The sequence below is a fragment of the Paenarthrobacter nicotinovorans genome (assembly GCF_007670255.1).
GTDB classification, from domain to species: Bacteria; Actinomycetota; Actinomycetes; order Actinomycetales; family Micrococcaceae; genus Arthrobacter; species Arthrobacter nicotinovorans_B.
The window spans coordinates 74,966-91,152 of the sequence record NZ_SZVS01000003.1 but is presented as its reverse complement, the minus strand read 5'-3'; the positions used below and the strand labels follow the sequence as shown (position 1 = coordinate 91,152).

Annotated in this window: 16 protein-coding genes; 5 read left to right on the top strand and 11 right to left on the bottom strand. The window is 64.1% G+C overall.

Going from position 1 to position 16,187, the window contains the following annotated elements; genetic code table 11:
* Positions 1 to 22: 22 nt before the first annotated feature.
* Complete coding sequence (mnmA, locus tag FDP28_RS05775) at positions 23 to 1,162, bottom strand: tRNA 2-thiouridine(34) synthase MnmA (protein WP_144659770.1); 1,140 nt, start codon at positions 1,160 to 1,162, stop codon at positions 23 to 25.
* A 159-nt stretch (positions 1,163 to 1,321) separates the two neighbouring features.
* Here mnmA and FDP28_RS05770 point away from each other — a divergent pair, with 159 nt between their 5' ends.
* A complete protein-coding gene (locus FDP28_RS05770; protein WP_144659769.1) occupies positions 1,322 to 2,569 on the top strand; it encodes an NAD(P)/FAD-dependent oxidoreductase in 1,248 nt (415 codons plus the stop codon).
* 7 nt (positions 2,570 to 2,576) lie between these two features.
* Here FDP28_RS05770 and FDP28_RS05765 read toward each other — a convergent pair whose 3' ends face one another.
* The 4 genes from FDP28_RS05765 to FDP28_RS05750 all read right to left on the bottom strand — a co-directional run bounded on the left by FDP28_RS05765 (position 2,577) and on the right by FDP28_RS05750 (position 6,263).
* Positions 2,577 to 3,800 (bottom strand): cysteine desulfurase family protein, encoded by a 1,224-nt coding sequence (locus FDP28_RS05765; RefSeq protein WP_144659768.1) that lies wholly within the window; start codon positions 3,798 to 3,800, stop codon positions 2,577 to 2,579.
* 26 nt (positions 3,801 to 3,826) lie between these two features.
* A complete protein-coding gene (locus FDP28_RS05760; RefSeq protein WP_144659767.1) occupies positions 3,827 to 4,510 on the bottom strand; it encodes a helix-turn-helix transcriptional regulator in 684 nt (227 codons plus the stop codon).
* A 65-nt stretch (positions 4,511 to 4,575) separates the two neighbouring features.
* Entirely contained in the window at positions 4,576 to 5,250 is a 675-nt protein-coding gene (locus FDP28_RS05755) for a hypothetical protein (protein ID WP_144659766.1), read from the bottom strand.
* Between the two features lie 83 nt (positions 5,251 to 5,333).
* The gene (locus FDP28_RS05750) at positions 5,334 to 6,263 is read right to left on the bottom strand and encodes a diacylglycerol/lipid kinase family protein (RefSeq protein WP_313955642.1); all 930 of its coding nucleotides are present in this window, start codon (positions 6,261 to 6,263) and stop codon (positions 5,334 to 5,336) included.
* Between the two features lie 120 nt (positions 6,264 to 6,383).
* On the opposite strand from FDP28_RS05750, the gene FDP28_RS05745 reads away from it, so the two are divergent.
* The 4 genes from FDP28_RS05745 (at position 6,384) to FDP28_RS05730 (ending at position 9,470) form a co-directional block, all read left to right on the top strand.
* Positions 6,384 to 7,325, top strand: coding sequence for a J domain-containing protein (locus FDP28_RS05745; RefSeq protein ID WP_144659765.1), 942 nt, complete (start codon positions 6,384 to 6,386; stop codon positions 7,323 to 7,325).
* Between the two features lie 51 nt (positions 7,326 to 7,376).
* Positions 7,377 to 7,844, top strand: coding sequence for a tRNA (cytidine(34)-2'-O)-methyltransferase (locus tag FDP28_RS05740; protein ID WP_144659764.1), 468 nt, complete (start codon positions 7,377 to 7,379; stop codon positions 7,842 to 7,844).
* Between the two features lie 188 nt (positions 7,845 to 8,032).
* Positions 8,033 to 8,638 (top strand): ECF RNA polymerase sigma factor SigK, encoded by a 606-nt coding sequence (gene sigK, locus FDP28_RS05735; protein WP_144659763.1) that lies wholly within the window; start codon positions 8,033 to 8,035, stop codon positions 8,636 to 8,638.
* A 1-nt stretch (position 8,639) separates the two neighbouring features.
* Positions 8,640 to 9,470 (top strand): anti-sigma factor, encoded by an 831-nt coding sequence (locus FDP28_RS05730; protein WP_144659762.1) that lies wholly within the window; start codon positions 8,640 to 8,642, stop codon positions 9,468 to 9,470.
* An 81-nt stretch (positions 9,471 to 9,551) separates the two neighbouring features.
* Here FDP28_RS05730 and FDP28_RS05725 read toward each other — a convergent pair whose 3' ends face one another.
* The 6 genes from FDP28_RS05725 to FDP28_RS05700 all read right to left on the bottom strand — a co-directional run bounded on the left by FDP28_RS05725 (position 9,552) and on the right by FDP28_RS05700 (position 16,009).
* Entirely contained in the window at positions 9,552 to 10,955 is a 1,404-nt protein-coding gene (locus FDP28_RS05725; protein WP_144659761.1) for a GntT/GntP/DsdX family permease, read from the bottom strand.
* Positions 10,952 to 11,497 carry a gluconokinase gene (locus FDP28_RS05720; protein WP_144659760.1) on the bottom strand — a complete coding sequence of 182 codons (546 nt, stop codon included), beginning with the start codon at positions 11,495 to 11,497 and terminating at the stop codon, positions 10,952 to 10,954. Before FDP28_RS05720 ends, FDP28_RS05725 begins: the two co-directional genes overlap by 4 nt.
* Before the next feature lie 74 nt (positions 11,498 to 11,571).
* Entirely contained in the window at positions 11,572 to 12,351 is a 780-nt protein-coding gene (locus FDP28_RS05715; protein ID WP_144659759.1) for a PIG-L deacetylase family protein, read from the bottom strand.
* A gap of 5 nt (positions 12,352 to 12,356) precedes the next feature.
* Positions 12,357 to 13,310, bottom strand: a complete 954-nt coding sequence (locus FDP28_RS05710; RefSeq protein ID WP_144659758.1) for an electron transfer flavoprotein subunit alpha/FixB family protein — start codon at positions 13,308 to 13,310, stop codon at positions 12,357 to 12,359.
* Positions 13,311 to 13,324: 14 nt separating this feature from the next.
* Positions 13,325 to 14,128: an electron transfer flavoprotein subunit beta/FixA family protein gene (locus FDP28_RS05705; RefSeq protein ID WP_144659757.1), complete on the bottom strand. Its 804-nt coding sequence runs from the start codon at positions 14,126 to 14,128 to the stop codon at positions 13,325 to 13,327.
* Positions 14,129 to 14,356: 228 nt separating this feature from the next.
* Positions 14,357 to 16,009, bottom strand: coding sequence for a S1C family serine protease (locus tag FDP28_RS05700; RefSeq protein WP_144659756.1), 1,653 nt, complete (start codon positions 16,007 to 16,009; stop codon positions 14,357 to 14,359).
* Between the last annotated feature and the right edge of the window lie 178 nt (positions 16,010 to 16,187).

Sequence of the window (16,187 nt, the reverse complement as noted above, 5' to 3'; positions counted from 1 at the left end):
CTGATGACGGAGGCAATGGCTCCTAGAGGGCTACCCGCTGGAGTGAGCGCGCGGCGTCGATGGTTGCCTGTCCCAAAACCCGGCTGCCCTGGTAGAGGACGACGGTCTGGCCGGGGGCCACACCGCGCAACGGATCCTTCAAAGTAACCACCAGCTGTGCCCGTTCCACGCCGGACTCGTCCTCGACCGCTTCGACGCGGGCGACTGCCGGCACGGGATCGCCGTGGGCACGGACCTGGGCGTAGCAATCGAATTCTTCACCCGTGGCAACTTCAGAGATGGGCAGACCGGCCCAGGAAACCTTGATGCCGCGGATCTCATCGATCGCCAGGAGGGCTTCAGGACCCACGACCACTTTGTTTTCCTTCGGGCGGATCTCAAGGACGAACCGGGGCTTGCCATCGGCGGCAGGAGTTCCCAGCTTGAGGCCACGCCGCTGCCCCACAGTGAAGGCGTTGGCTCCGGGGTGCTCGCCGACCTTGGCGCCGGTCTCATCGACGATGTCGCCGGTGGTCATTTCGATCTTTTCTGCCAGCCAACCCCGGGTGTCGCCGTCGGAGATGAAGCAGATGTCGTGGCTGTCAGGCTTGTTCGCCACTGACAGGCCACGCCGCTCGGCCTCTGCGCGGACCTCGGCCTTGGAAGGGGTGTCCGCCAGGGGGAACATGGAGTGCTTGAGCTGCTCGTGAGTCAGGACGCCCAGGACGTAGCTCTGGTCCTTGGCCCAGTCGGCAGCGCGGTGGAGTTCAGGGTTACCGTCGGCGTCCTCGATGACCTTGGCGTAGTGCCCTGTGCAGACGGCGTCGAAGCCAAGCGCTATGGCCTTTTCGAGCAAGGCGGCAAACTTGATGCGCTCGTTGCAGCGCATGCAGGGGTTGGGCGTCCGACCGGCGGCGTATTCGTCGATGAAGTCCTGGACGACGTCTTCCTTGAAACGCTCGGAGAAGTCCCATACGTAGTACGGAATTCCGAGGACGTCGCAGGCACGCCATGCATCACGGGAGTCCTCGATGGTGCAGCAACCCCGGCTTCCGGTGCGCAGGGTCCCCGGCATACGGGACAGCGCGAGGTGGACCCCCACGACGTCGTGCCCGGCCTCGACGGCCCGGGCGGCGGCAACGGCGGAGTCCACTCCGCCGCTCATTGCTGCAAGTACTCGCATGCTGGCTTTCTGTAGGAAGGGATTGGCACCCATCGGCTCCTGATGGCCCCGGGCCGCCCATTTATTCTAGCGTGCGATACCACGCCCGCGGGAAATCCCCTTGACGGACCCACCGGAGGCTTCTAAAGTCAAAGATATTGCTTTTAGAATCGAGTGGACATGGCACACGAAGCAATCGTCATTGTCGGCGGCGGACTGGCAGGCGCCACTGCCGCCAAGACCCTCCGGACCGAAGGGTACGCAGGAGCGCTCACGCTCCTGGGGGCTGAAGCGCGGACCCCCTACATACGGCCTCCCCTTTCGAAGGAGTTCCTCCTGGGAAAAGCCGACGAAGAATCCGTGGAGGTGGTCCCCGGGGATTGGTACCGGGAGAACGACGTCGAACTCCTCCTTGGCGCCACGGCCACCGGATTCGATCCCGGCAGCCACACCGTCACGCTGGCCGACGACCGGACGCTTCAGTACGGCAAACTGCTGCTTGCCACGGGAGCCCAGCCCCGCAGGATTCCCCTGCCCGGGGCGGACCTGGACGGTGTCATGACATTCAGGACCTTCCAGGACAGCCTGAAGCTCAGGTCGCTCCTGGCCGACGGGGGCCGCAAGGTGGTCATGGTCGGATCCGGTTGGATCGGCATGGAACTCGCTGCCGCTGCGCGCAGCTATGGAAACGACGTGACCCTGCTCGGCCTCGAAGAAATCCCGCTCAGTGCTGCCATCGGACCCGAGCTTGGCAGTTACTTCCGGCGGGTGCATGAAGAACAGGGCGTCAACTTCCGCTTGCCCGCGAGCGCGGCCGCCATTGAAGGCCGGGAGGGGCGGGCCACAGCGGTCCGTACCGATTCCGGCGAAACCCTGCCCGCCGACGTCGTGATCATCGCCGTGGGCGTCGTCCCGGATACGGCGCTCGCAGAGGATGCCGGGCTGGAACTGGGCAACGGGATCCTGGTGGACGCCGGCCTGCGCACCAGTGCCCCGGATGTATTGGCAGCAGGGGATGCAGCCAACGCCTTGCACCCCTTTACCGGCGGGCACCATCGCAGCGAACATTGGGCCAATGCGCTCAATGGCGGAAAAGTCGCGGCCAAGTCCATGCTGGGGCAGGATGCCGTGTTGGATGTGGTGCCGTACTTCTACACGGACCAATTCACCGTCAGCATGGAGTATTCCGGCTACCCGTCGCTGGCTTCAGGGGCATCGCCAGTGATCCGCGGCTCCATGGAGGAGGGCAGTTTCATCGCCTTTTGGCTACAGCAGGACAGGGTTGTTGCGGGCATGAGCATCAATCAGCGGCGAGTCCAGAAACCCATCAAGGCGCTCATTTCCGGTCGCGTCGCAGTGGATGCCGGCCGCCTCACGGATCCTGAGGTGCCCCTCGAAGAACTGCTGCCAGAGGCCAACCAGCCCTAGAGGCAGGCTACGCGATACCCCGCCGGGCAACAGTTGCCGCGGTCTGGATGGAGGATTCATGCCCTGCCATGCCGGCCTGCCGTGCCCTGGCACAGGCGTCGGGAAGTGCTTTCAGAAGGGCATCGACGTCAGCCTGGGTGGAGGTATGGCCGAGAGTGAAGCGTTGGGCACCACGTGCCGTGTCCTCATCAAGTCCCATCGCCAGCAGCACGTGGGAAGGCCGCGGCACTCCCGCCGTACACGCCGAGCCGGTTGATGATTCGACACCGGCCAGATCCAGCAGGAACAGCAGGGAGTCCCCTTCGCAGCCGCCGAAGGTGAAGTGCGCGTTGCCGGGAAGCCGCCGCTCACCCCGGGCTCCCCGCAGGACAGCCTCAGGAACCTCTTCAAGGACTCCATTGATCAGTTGTTCCCGCAAGGCGGTCAGTCTTTCCCGCTCTTCGGGCAGCTTCGCTGTGACAGCTTCCGCGGCTGCCGCGAACGCTGCAACGGCAGGCGTATCCAGCGTTCCAGAGCGGACATCCCGTTCCTGTCCGCCGCCGTGCTGGACGGGGGTCAGCTTGACCGCCCGGCCGAGGAAGAGCGCACCAACACCCACGGGACCGCCGAGCTTGTGCCCGGAAACGGACATGGCAGCGAGGCCGGAGGCACGGAAATCGACGGGTACGGACCCGAAGGCCTGCACGGCATCGGAGTGGACCGGAATGCCGTACGGCTTGGCCAGTTCCACGATCTCTGTCACGGGCTGGATGGTGCCGACCTCGTTGTTGGCCCACATCACTGTTATCAGGGCGATCGCCTCGGGGTCGCGCGCAATCTCGGCTTCAACGACGTCGAGCCGGACAGCACCTTCGCTGTCCACCGGAAGCCAGGTGACGTCCGCGCCTTCGTGGCGCTCGAGCCATTCGACGGTGTCCATGACCGCATGATGCTCGACGGCGGAACAGAGGATCCGGTTCCGGCGCGGGTTTTCGTCGCGGCGGGCCCAGTAGAGACCCTTGACGGCCAGGTTGTCAGCTTCTGTTCCTCCCGAAGTGAAGATGACTTCCGAGGGATGGGCACCTGCCGCGGCAGCCAGGGTTTCACGGGCGTCTTCGACGGCCCGCCGGGCCCGCCGGCCGGCGCCGTGCAAGGATGACGGGTTCCCGGTCTTCGCCAGCTCGCGTGTCATGACGGCAAGCGCTGCCCCCGAAAGGGGCGTCGTAGCGGCGTGGTCAAGGTATACAGGCACCTTGCCATTCTACCGACGCCTGAGGCTCAGGACTCAGTGATCTCCTGCACAGGGGCGATACGTGCACAACAGTGTCCCCTGCCCGGGTCAGGCACCACACATTCTTCCGGTGAACCGGAGGCTGAAGCCATGCCCTGAAGGAAAGCCCCATTCATGGCGCAGACGACGTCCTCGTGCTCTTGCGACAACCGGTGGAACGGGCAGTTGCTTAGACGGTACCCGCCGGAGTCATCTGCTGACGGCACGTACCCGAGGTCGCGCAATGCGCCGGGAAGGTCTCCGGGCTTTCCGGACTCCCGCCCCTTGCCACGGGCAACCTCAACCAAGGCCGCAGCCACCGGGATGTCCTCTGCCGTGGAGCGCGATATTGCCTCGGCCATGAGGTGGCCGGCGAGGTCGTAGTTCCGTTCGGGGATGGAGGCAGCTACTTCCTGGACATCGGGGCTGTAGAGCTTCGCCGGGCGGCCCGAGCCGGGGCCGGCCTTGTGAGCGGGTTTCCTGAATTCCACCCTCAGGATTCCCTCCCGGACCAATCGGTCCAGGTGGAAGGATGCCGTGCTGCGCGGAAGGTCCATGGCTGCCGCCGCCTCATCCCGCCCCACCGGTTCACGGGCCGCAAGGACGTACTCGAAAAGCCTGCGTCGGTGTTCGTCGCCCAAGGAGGCCACAGCCGCAATTTTTCGGGTCCAGGCAAGACTGGATGCGTTCATGCCCATAGGATATCTCTAAAAACAAGATCCTTTGCTTTAGTGGCCTCCGGATCCGCCTCCAACGTTCAGGACGGTGGAATCACCGCGAGTTTCGCTTGGACATCAGCCCGGGCAGCGGCCAGGGAAGCGTCACTCGGGCAAGCCAAGGAAATATAGACCGAGGACGCGGGAGCACTGAACAGCCTGGCGAAGACCACCAGCGGTTTGCTGCCGGCAGCCGCGGAAGACTCGAGGGACAGGAACTCCACGCTGTGCCGGGGCTTGTCCGAGTCCTGGCCCCACGGCAACGACGCCGGCTTCAGCGTCTCCACGTCGATTCCAGCATTCAGGTAATGAAAGAGTGCCTTGGTGGAGGCAGCATCATCACCCGCGACAACCAGCGGACCCTGATTGACGCTGACACGGGCAGCCAGGGTGCACCCGTCCGTCTTCTTGTACAGGACCTCGCCCTGCAAACCGGAGTGCACCAAAGCCCAACCCGGCACTTCTTCCAACTTGCCCGCAACTGTCACGGGATCGCCGGGGGCGAGGGTGCTGCCGGCAGTCAGCGGCAGGTCCTTCGCGGCAACGGCTTCGGCATCATGCCCAGGGGTGATGGTGGGGGTTGCGAGGGTTGATTCCGACGGCGAGGGCTTGGGCGCCGTCGGGTCAGGAACGTTGACGCTGCAGGCAGCCAGCACGAAACCAACGGTTCCCAACGCAGCGGCCCCTGCCAACCGCCGTCGAGCGCTTAACGCCACTTGCTACTCCCCACTTCGTGTTCTGCCGCCTGCCGGGACTGAGTCTAGCGGCACGCAACTGGACCTCGGGCCAGGCGAAGCCCCTATGCAAGCACCCGAAGGGCCAGCGGCAGGACATCGACATCCACAGGAAGCGGTGCGATGCGTTCTCCATCGGCGTAGGCCACCACGCCCTCCGCTTCCAACCGCACAGTGCGGACCCGTCGGATCTCCACCTCCGGCCTGCCGGTGTGCTTTCCCGCAAAGACCTTCGGAAATATGGACAGGAACCTCAACCGTGACAACGGCTTCACCACAAACAGATCCAGCCAACCGTCATCCGGCAAGGCATCCGGGGTGATGCGCATGCCACCACCGATTGATTGCCCGTTCGCGACCGAAATCAGCAGCGCGCGCTGGTTCCACCGCACGTCGTCGGCAACCAACGTGTATTCAGTACGCCGAAAGGAACCAAGCTCCCGCAGCATCGCCAGGTTGTACCGACTCTTCCCCCGTGGCCAACGCCAGGAGTTGGCCCGCTCGTTGACAGCGGCATCGAATCCAGCTGACAGCACCCCCGCGAAGTAGGTGATGCGCCCGTCCGCCCTGACCCTGCCGACGTCGATCCTCCGCCCGCCAGCGTGCAACGCGTCGAGAATCCGCTGGCAAGCTTCAGCTGGCCTGTTCAACGGAAGTCCCAGCAGCCTCGCCACATCGTTGCCTGTGCCAGTGGGAATGATGCCAAGCGGCACTTCCAGCCCGGCGAGCGCATTCACACCCAAATGGACCATGCCGTCGCCACCGGCCACCACCAGCGCGTCCACCGTACCGGCGGACAAGGCCTCCCGCACCAGCGCCTCCAGCGATTCATAGTCATCAGCTTCAAGGACGACGACGACCCAACCGGCGGCGCGAAACCAGCCGGCGGCCCTGTCCCCCACTCCCTGGGAACGGCCGAACGAGGCCGCAGGGTTGATGGCCAGCAGCATCTTGCCCTGCGCGTGGAGGGCCCGTGGATGTTCCGGAGGATTCACAGCCCGAATTATGCCAGTCGGGAACCACGTGCCCGGGTGCCTGCGTTCACATAGTGGCTGGATAAACTTGCCAATACCGCCCTGATAGGGGCGGCCGTCATTTTAGAGAAGGGCCCGTGCTTGGCCGAGGGCAGCAGTTCGCACTATCAGGTTCTCCGTGTCGCCGTCACCGCGACAGACAAGGAGATCAAAGTGGCCTACCGCAAGGCTGCCCGGAAAGCACATCCCGATCACGGCGGCGAGGCCGAGATGTTCCGGCGCGTGACCCTCGCGTACGAAACACTCATCGACCCCCAGCGCCGGGCCGAATACGACCGGCGGTACGCCGCCGGAGCCACCGGACGCACCCAGGCACGCCCAGGCGACTACACCGGAGCGGCCGCGCCGCCACCGTCAGCGACAACCAACGTCAAGCGACCTCAAACGCAACGCAACACCGCCGGGGATCCGCCGGTCTACGTTCCTGCTTTTGACGACCCCAACGAAGTGCCGCTGATCCCGAAGGCGGAGGCGGCCATGCAAGTCCACGGGCTTCCCCGCAAACGCGGAATCTTCGGGGCTGAGGCCCGGATCCAACGCGAAATGCGCACAGTCCAACTCATCAGCCGCCAAATCCTTCCCGCCATACCGGCCGCCCGGCTGATCAACGGCCTGCGCTCGCCGTCGGACAACAACCACATCGACCACGCGGTCCTGTCCGGTTACAGGCTGGCCTTGGTCGGTTCCATGCTGCTGCCCAAAGGCGCGTACGCCTGGGATGGCCACTCACTGCGCCATGGCGGCCGTTCGGTCGCTCCCCCGCAACTGGCCCACATTGTCCGCCACATGCAGGAGATCTTCCCGGAGCTGAACGTCACCGGCTGGGTAGTCCTGCACGGACCGGACGGCAACCTGCATGAACCCGTCATCGACCAGTACGGAAAGGGCAATGCGGGCAGCGCCGTTGAAATCGTCAACGGCGCTGGGCTCGTCCGGGGCCTCAAGCAATTCCTCAGTTCAGGACCCGCGCCCAACAGGGTGGTGGTACCGGTGCTGGCCAGGCTGCTTCGGGGCATGCACTAGTCGGCACGGTCCTGGTCGGACGCCCAACACGCGGCTGACTAAGATGGGACGGTGTTCCGCATCCTTTTCCACACTCCAGAAATCCCGGGCAATACCGGCAACGCCATCCGCCTCGCCGCCATCACGGGCGCCGAGCTGCACCTGGTGGAGCCCCTTGGTTTCGATTTCTCCGACGCCAAGCTGCGCCGGGCCGGCCTTGATTATCACGACCTCGCCGTGGTGACAGTGCACAAAGACATCGAGGCTGCCTGGGAAGCCCTGCAACCGGAAAGGGTCTTTGCCTACACCTCCGACGGCGAGACGTCCTACACGGATATCGAATACCGCCCAGGCGATGTCCTGATGTTCGGACCGGAATCCGTGGGCCTTCCCCAGTGGCTGAAGCAGGACCCGCACGTCACCGCACGCGTGCGCCTCCCCATGAGGCCATCCCTGCGCTCGCTCAACCTCGCAAATGCCGCTTCGATCGCTGTGTTCGAAGCCTGGCGGCAGAACGGGTTCGCCGGCGCCAAACTGTAACCCATCCACGGCAGTCGCAGCACCGAATGACTTATGCAGGGACAACCCCGCACAGGACATTCTTGGAGGGAGCCTCCGTGAGCGCGTTGCAGACAAGGGCCACGACGACACGCGGCCATTCCGCCGCGCTTGCGACGCCAACCCCCGCTGCTGACGGTTTCAAACGGGACAACATATGCTGGACAGTAATGGACACCCCCAACAACCCCGGCCCCCCGGTCTTCGAAGCCACCGGCACTGCCAGCGACCTCAACACGCAGTTGACCAGCCTGCTGGAACTCATGGCAGCAGGAGACCAGCAGGCGTTTGCCGAATTCTACGCACTGACCTCCCGGCGCGTCTTTGGCATGGCCAGGCGCGTACTCATTGATCCCGATCTCAGTGAGGATGCCACCCAGGAGGTCTACATCCAGGTCTGGCAAGGCGCAGCAAACTTTGATCGAGCCGCTGGAACTCCTTTGGCTTGGCTCATGACCATCGCACATCGCCGGGCCATTGACCGGGTCCGGGCAGTCCAGGCCGCAACCGACCGGGAAGCCAGGTACGGTGCCGCGAGCCAGGACTTGGACCGGGACCTCGTTGCGGAGGAAGCAGATACCAACCTGGAGGCCGAGGCAGTGAGCCGCTGCCTTGGTACCCTGACGGACACCCAGCGTGAATCCGTCCGCTTGGCCTACTACGGTGGCCTCACCTACCGTGAAGTGGCTGAACACCTTGGCGCCGCAGTCCCAACCATCAAGTCGCGCATCCGCGATGGCCTGCTGCGCCTGAAGACCTGCCTGGGGGTGGGCTGACATGACTGAAAACACCGGTGGAGGCTTTATCCGCAGAATGTTTGCCAACGACATCGCCACAGACGTGGCTGAGGGCCGGATCCTTGAGCTGGCCGAAATCTATGCCTTGGACGCGCTCAGTGACGAAGAACGCGGCTTGATCGACCAGTACGTCAAGGACGCTCCTGAAGGTCCGGAATTCCTGGAACGGGTGCGCGCGGCACGCGAGACATTGGCCGTGAGCTTCACCGCCGAGGAGGAACCTCCGGCAGGCCTTTTCGACAACATCATGGAACGCATCACCAAGGAGACGGCCGCCCCGGCTGCAGCAGATCCGGCCGCACCGGCGGCGGAGGCTGCCGCCGTCGATGAGCTCGCGGCGGCCAGGGCCAAACGCGAAGAGCGTCGGCAGTCCGGCGCGCGCCGCTGGATCATCGGCGCCGCAGCGGCAGCCGTCATTGCCCTTGGTGGCATTGGCGTGGGTGCCTACGTTGCGGAGCAGAACGATCCCGTCAACCAGGTACTCCAGGCCCAGGACGTGCAGAAGCAGTCAGCGTCCGTTCCCGGCGGCGGTACTGCCACGATTTCCGCATCATCGGCCAAGGATTCGTTCGTGGTCCTGATGGACGGGGTTGCACCTGCCCCGGAAGGCAAGGTCTACCAGCTGTGGACGCTGCCCAAGGACGGCTCAGCGCCGGTTCCCCAAGGCACCATGGACGCCCAGACCCTGTCCAAGCCGGCCGTGGTGAAGGGCTTGTCGTCGGCCTCGTCGGTGGCCATAACGGTTGAACCGGCAGGCGGATCACGCGCCCCGACCACCGCGCCCGTGCTGGTGGTGCCCCTCAGCGCCTAAGCGGCGAGGATTAACGCACGACGGCGGCCGTCCCACTTGTGGGGACGGCCGCCGTCGTCGTGTGTCAAGCGGTTCCTGCAGCTACAACACGAGCGACAGGAGCATGACGAAACCGAAGCCGACCACGGAAATCAGAGTCTCCATCACGGACCAGGTCTTGAAGGTCTGGCCCACCGTGAGTCCGAACAACTCCTTGACCAGCCAAAAGCCGGCATCGTTGACATGCGAGAGGAACAACGACCCCGCACCGATGGCCAGCGCCAGCAACGCGGCATGCGTCGGGCTGAGGCTGCTGGCAAGGGGCGCCACGATACCCGCTGCGGTCACCGTTGCGACCGTGGCCGAGCCAGTGGCCAAGCGCAGTGCTACGGCCACGATGAAACCCAGCACGAGGACGGACATGTTGGCACCTTCAGCCCACTTCTTCACGGCGTCGCCCACGCCGGCGCCGATCAGCGTCTGCTTAAAGCCACCGCCGGCACCCACAATCAGCAGGATGGCCGCGATCGGGCCGAGGCTTTCACCCAGCTTGGACGTGATCTTGCTGCCCGTGAAGCCCACCGCATACCCGAAGGTCACGATGGCCACCAGAACGGCGAGCGTCATGGCTACCAATGGCTGGCCGACGAAGTCGAAGAAGATCCGGATTCCGGGCGCACTTTCGGCGTTTGGCCAGATGATGCCGCCCAGGGCTTTCAGCAGCATCAGGACGACAGGAAAAATGATGGTCAGAAGCGTGACCACGAACGACGGTTGACGCTTGACCTCGCTGAGGTCCGCCGAATGACGGGTGTCGATGCCACCGGCTACGGCCGGGGCGTCAACGGGAACCCACCGGGCTGCCAGCCTCGAAAACAGCGGGCCACAAATGATGACCGTCGGGATTGCCACCAGGATGCCCAAACCGAGCGTCGTACCCAGTTCGGCTTTGACCGCGCTGATGGCGATCAACGGTCCCGGGTGCGGCGGCACCAGCCCGTGGAGCACGGACAAGCCGGCCAGCGCCGGGATCGCGATCCGCATGAGCTTCATCTTGGATCTCTGCGTCACCAACACGATGACCGGAAGCAGCAGCACGAGTCCGATTTCGAAGAACATCGGCAAGCCGATGATGACGGCCACCAGGGTGATCATCCAGACCAGTTTGTTGCCGCTCGCTTTGGCCAACAGGGTGTCGACCACCCGGTTGGCCCCACCGGAGTCCGCAAGCAGCTTTCCCAGCATGGCACCAAGGGCGATCAGGAGACCAACCTCTTTGAGGACGCCTCCCACACCGTCTTCGAAGTTGGTGATGACTTTGCCCAGTTCAACGCCGGAAGCCAATCCAACGAAAGCGGAGCCAAGGACCAGGGCCAGGAAGGGGTGGAGCTTCAGCTTGGCGATGAGGACAACGATCAGGGCGATGCCCAACGCTGCCACTACCAGGAGCTGGGTATCGTGCCCGGACCATTCCTGAACTTCCGCGGCCGCCTGCAGGGCGATCACAGAGTGCCTGCTTCTGCGTCCCCAGCCACCGGGCGGAGTCCGAGGCGTTCAATGACCTCGTCCGCTTCTTCTGCCGGTGATGCCGAAACGCAGAGGGAAATGTAGTTCTCGTCTTCGGTGGGTTCTTCCAGCGCTTCGAATTGCGATTCGAGCAGGGACGGCGGCATGAAGTGGCCGTGCCTGGAGGCAAGACGGTCGGAGATTTTGTCCTTGCTGCCTTGCAGGAACACAAAGACGACGCCTTCGGCACGGAGCACGTCACGGTATTTCTTCTTCAGGGCAGAGCACGTGATGATCGCGGGCACGCCGGCGTCGACGTGTTCCCGGATCCAGCCGGAGATGATCTCAAGCCAGGGCCAGCGGTCCTCATCAGTGAGCGCCTGCCCGGAGTGCATCTTGGCCACATTCGCTTCAGGGTGCAGATCGTCGCCTTCGGCCAGATCCCATCCCAATTTGCCGGCCAGCACGCCTGCCACGGTGGACTTCCCTGAGCCGGAAACTCCCATAATCACCAGCACGGGTTGTTGCGCAGTCTTCGCCATCAAAGTCTGCCTTCCTCAAATAAATATGATTTAACCGAGGTCAAGCATATGACACGCGTTACATGAGGGCAACGTCAGAAACCGGCGATGGTGCTGGAGCCGTTCACGGAAACCACGTGGAAGGCCTCCGCGCTGGCTCCTGCGGGGAGTCCACCGCGCTCTCCATTGGCCAGCATCAGGCCACGGACCACCCGTTCCATGCCTGCGACATCGGGGTGCTGGCTGGCGTGGACCCGGATGGCCTCGAGCTTGGCTTCGACGTGCCCGGACACGTCAACGAAGTGGTTTTCCCTGGCCTCCGGGCTGGAGATGAACCACAGCCACGGCAGCTTGTAGGCTTCAAGGCCCGCTTCGGCCAGCTCAGGGTAGGCAAACGGGTTTTCCACGGCAGGATAAACAGCCCGGGTCACGGCCTCCCCCGCGGCCAAGTGGTCCGGGTGGCTCTTCTGGAGCCGGTCCCAATTGCGCTCCGGGTGCATGGTGAGCACGATGTCCGGACGTATTTCACGGATGAGTTTGACCACCTGCCGGATGACGCCGTGTGACGGTTCCAGGTATCCGTCGCGCTCGTGGAGGTAATGGATGTCTGTGACGCCAACCAGTGCGGCTGCGCGCTGCTGCTCTTCTGCGCGGAGCTCAATGATCCTGGCACGGTCCGCGGGGTCAAAGCCGCCTGCATCGCCGTCGGTCATGATGCAGTAGCTGACCTGGACGCCGGCCGCGGTCCACGCCGCGATGGTCCCAGCGGCACCGAAGTCGATGTCGTCGGGGTGGGCGGTAAAACAAAGCACCCGCTCAACGCGCTCCGTGGAGGCATCGAACGGGCTCTTTGCTGACGAAACGCCAGTAGGCAAGGAGATCAGCCTTTCCGCTTCTTGATTTCGGCTGTGGCCTGCGGAATGACCTTGAAAAGGTCACCGATGATGCCATAGTCGGCGATTTCGAACACCGGCGACTCAGCGTCCTTGTTGACAGCGACGATCACCTTGGACGTCTGCATGCCGGCCTTCTGCTGGATGGCACCGGAGATACCAGCGGAGATGTACAACTGCGGCGATACCGTGACACCGGTCTGGCCGACCTGGGCATCGTGGCCGATCCAGCCGGCGTCGGTAGCAGCGCGGGATGCGCCCACCGCGGCACCGAGGGCATCGGCAAGCTCTTCCAAAGGACCAAAGTCGCCATCGACGCCACGGCCGCCGGCCACGACAATCCGGGCTTCACTGAGGTCCGGGCGGCCGCTCACCGGCTTCTCGGCCCGCGCGGTGATACGGGCGGAAGCAGCAACGGCATCAGCCGGAACATCAACAGTGGCGGTTGACGGAACACCCGCATCTCCGGACGGCGCGGGTTCGACGTTGTTGGCCTTGACCGAAAGGACGGTCACGGCAGTGGTCGCCTTCGCCGAGGTGTTGTAGGAGCCGGCAAGAACCGACTTGTGGGCAGTCCCATCGGCCTCCACCCCTACGACGTCGGTGATGACGCCGGCGTTCAGCTTGATCCCGAGCCTGCCCGCGATTTCCTTGCCCTCAGGCGAGTTGTCGAGCAGAACCGTCGTGGCGCCGGACTCTGCCGCAGCGGCGGCAAGATAGGCAGCCTTCGGACCTACCAGATAGTTCTCAAGGTCGTCCGTCGACGGGCGGTAGACCGTCGTGGCGCCGTAGGCACCCAAGGTGGCGGCGACGTCGTCGTTCAACTCGCCGGTGAAAGCGACGGCGGTCTCCCCCAGCGAGCGGGCGATAGTGAGAAGCTCCAGGCTGCTCTTCTTCAGAGCGGCGCCCGGGTTATCAATGAAAACAAGTGCATTTGCCATGGTTGGAGTCCCCTTTAGAGCAGCTTCTGGGCGGCGAGGAAATCGACCAGCTTGATGCCGGCGTCGCCTTCGTCGGTAATGATGGTGCCGGCCGTGCGCGGCGGCCGCGCTTCGGCGGACTCCACCACGGTCCATGATCCGGCCAAGCCCACCTGCGAGGCATCCACCCCGATGTCGGAGAGGGTAAGGGACGTGATCTTCTTCTTCTTGGCTGCCAGGATTCCCTTGAAGTTGGGATAGCGCGGCTCGTTGATCTGGTCGGTGACCGAAACAACTGCGGGCAGCGGCGCCTCCACCGTCTCCGAGTACGGGCCTGCGTCCCGACGTGCCGTCACCTGGCCACCGGCCACCTCAAGGCTGGAAGCAAAGGTCACCTGCGGGAGGGACAAGCGCTCGGCCAGCTGGGCCGGAATCAGGGACGTCTCGCCATCGGTGGACGCCATTCCCGTCAGGACCAGGTCCACGGGGCGGCCGTCGGCGGAAAGGTGGCGGATCGCGGCGGCGAGTGCCAGCGAAGTAGCAGCGGCATCAGAGCCAGCCAGAGCGTCATCGCTGAGGTGGACTCCCGAGTATGCGCCGATCTGCAGCGACTTCTTGACCGCGTTGACGGCCCCGGACGGTCCCATGCTCAGGGCAATAACCTCGTTGCCCGCCTTCGCACCTCCGCGTTCCTCCGCCAACTGCAGCGCAGCCTCAAGGGCATACTCGTCCAGTTCGGACAAGATGCTTTCTTCACGATCGGTTGTGTTGGCAGGGCCCGTGATGTGCCGGTCGAACTGCGCGTCCGGGACGTGCTTGACCAGAACGACAATCTTCAATGTCTCTTCCACTGTCTTCGAAGCAGCCTTCCATGCTTGTGGACGGCCAACCGCAACAGCGTGGCCGTGAATTGCCCAGCGCGTGGGCTCGTCCTAGCTAAGCATATTGCCCGCAGAAAACCACTCCCAGCGTTAACGCCTGTTGCGCTTGCGCGAACCATGCCGGGACGCACGACGGCGGCCCTCACCTCATAGGTGACGGCCGCCGTCGTGGTTTGGTCCGTGGCTCTACTGCTGGGCGGCGTCGAGGGTTACCTCGATTTCCTGGCTCTGGCCACCACGCTGGATGGTCACCTTCACCTTGGCACCTGCAGGCTGCTCCCGGACCGCTGCGGTCAACTGGTTGGGATCGCTGACAGCGTAGTCGCCGAACTTGGTGACGACGTCGCCCACCTTGATGCCCGCTTTGGCTGCGGCTGAACCGGAGGTCACCGAGGCGACCTCGGCTCCTACAGAGAATCCGGAGTCACTGTTGGTGCCGGACTTGGCCCGGACCGAGACACCGAACTGCCCGTGGCTGGCCTTGCCGGAGTCGATAATCTCCTGCGCAACCCGCTTCGCGTGGTTGATCGGGATGCTGAAACCAACACCGATATTGCCGCTTGACGAGTCGGAGGTGCCGCTGCCGGCGGAGGCGATGGCGACGTTGACGCCGATGATCTCGCCCTTGCTGTTGACCAAGGCACCGCCCGAGTTACCGGGGTTGATGGCCGCGTCAGTCTGGATGACGTTGATGGCTATGGAGCCTTCATTGGCAGAACGCTGGTTCTGGCCGCCGTTCGGGGGCGCGAATTCAAAGCCTTGGTCACCGCCCTGGGAACTGTCGGTACCCTCCTTCGGCGCTGCCGACGAAGCAACGCTGATGGTCCGGTTCAGCGTGGAGACGATGCCGTCCGTCACCGTTCCGGTCAGGCCCAGCGGTGAACCGATGGCGACGGCGGTGTCCCCCACGTTGATCTTGGAGGAGTCACCCAGGGTGGCGGGCACCAGGCCCGAAGCATCGCTGACCTTGATGACAGCGAGGTCGGACAGCGGATCTGTTCCGACAACCGTTGCCTTCAGGACCTTGCCGTCGTTCGTACGGACTTCGATGGCGGCATTGGACGTGGCGCCATCCAAGGTCACCACGTGGGTGTTGGTCAGGATATGGCCTTGGTCATCCAGGATGATGCCGGAACCCGTTCCGCCTTCGTTTCCACTGGTTGCCTTGATGGTCACCACGCTTGGCGAGGCTTTGGCAGCCGCTGCCGTGATCACGTTGACGTCGTCCTTGTTGTTCACAATGACGGTGCTGGACTGTCCACCAGTGGATGCTGCCGGCGCCGGGTTGTCCCACAATGCGTTGCTGCCTGCCACGACTCCGCCGCCGATCAGGCCCGCCGCGAGCATGCTCGCCACAAGGGTGCCCACGCCAAAGGCGGGCTTGCGCTTGGTGGCTACAGTCGAATGGCTTGCCGCCTGCGCTCCGGGGGTGTGCTGGCTCTGCGTTGAGTGGAACTGGGCGCCGGGGTTGTTGCCCTGCGGGTTCGCGGCGCCGCCGTAGAAGGGCTGGTGCTGCGGGTAGCCGGGGCGCTGGGCCGGGTCGTGCTGCTGGTTGCCGTAGTAGGACGGCTGGGACTGTGCCTGTGGCTGAGTGTGCGCCTGCGGCTGAGACTGTGTTTGTGGCTGGTAAGCCGGCAAGGGAGTAGTGGGCTGCGCCGGCGTAGCAGGCTGCGCCGCGGTCTCGTCGCCCTGCTTCTGACCTGAGTTCCAGGCGGGCTGCTGCGGCTGCTGTGAGTCATCGCTGTGCCGGGAGGCATCATTGTGCTGGCCGGATGTCGCATGGGGCTGGGATGGCTCCCGGTTTTCCGGTGCACTGCCCTGCGCTGGGTTCTCCGTCATGGGTCTTCCTTTCGTCCTCGTCCTTACTAACTATGTACCCAGTAACTGGAACAAAATCGGACGTTCGCTGGGAGCTTCCTGAAAGCGGTAAGCGCGGCGCATAACGTCGGCCCGGAACCCCTCAACGACACAACAAACGATGTTTCTCCTATATTTCGCTGGTGGCATATTCACCCCT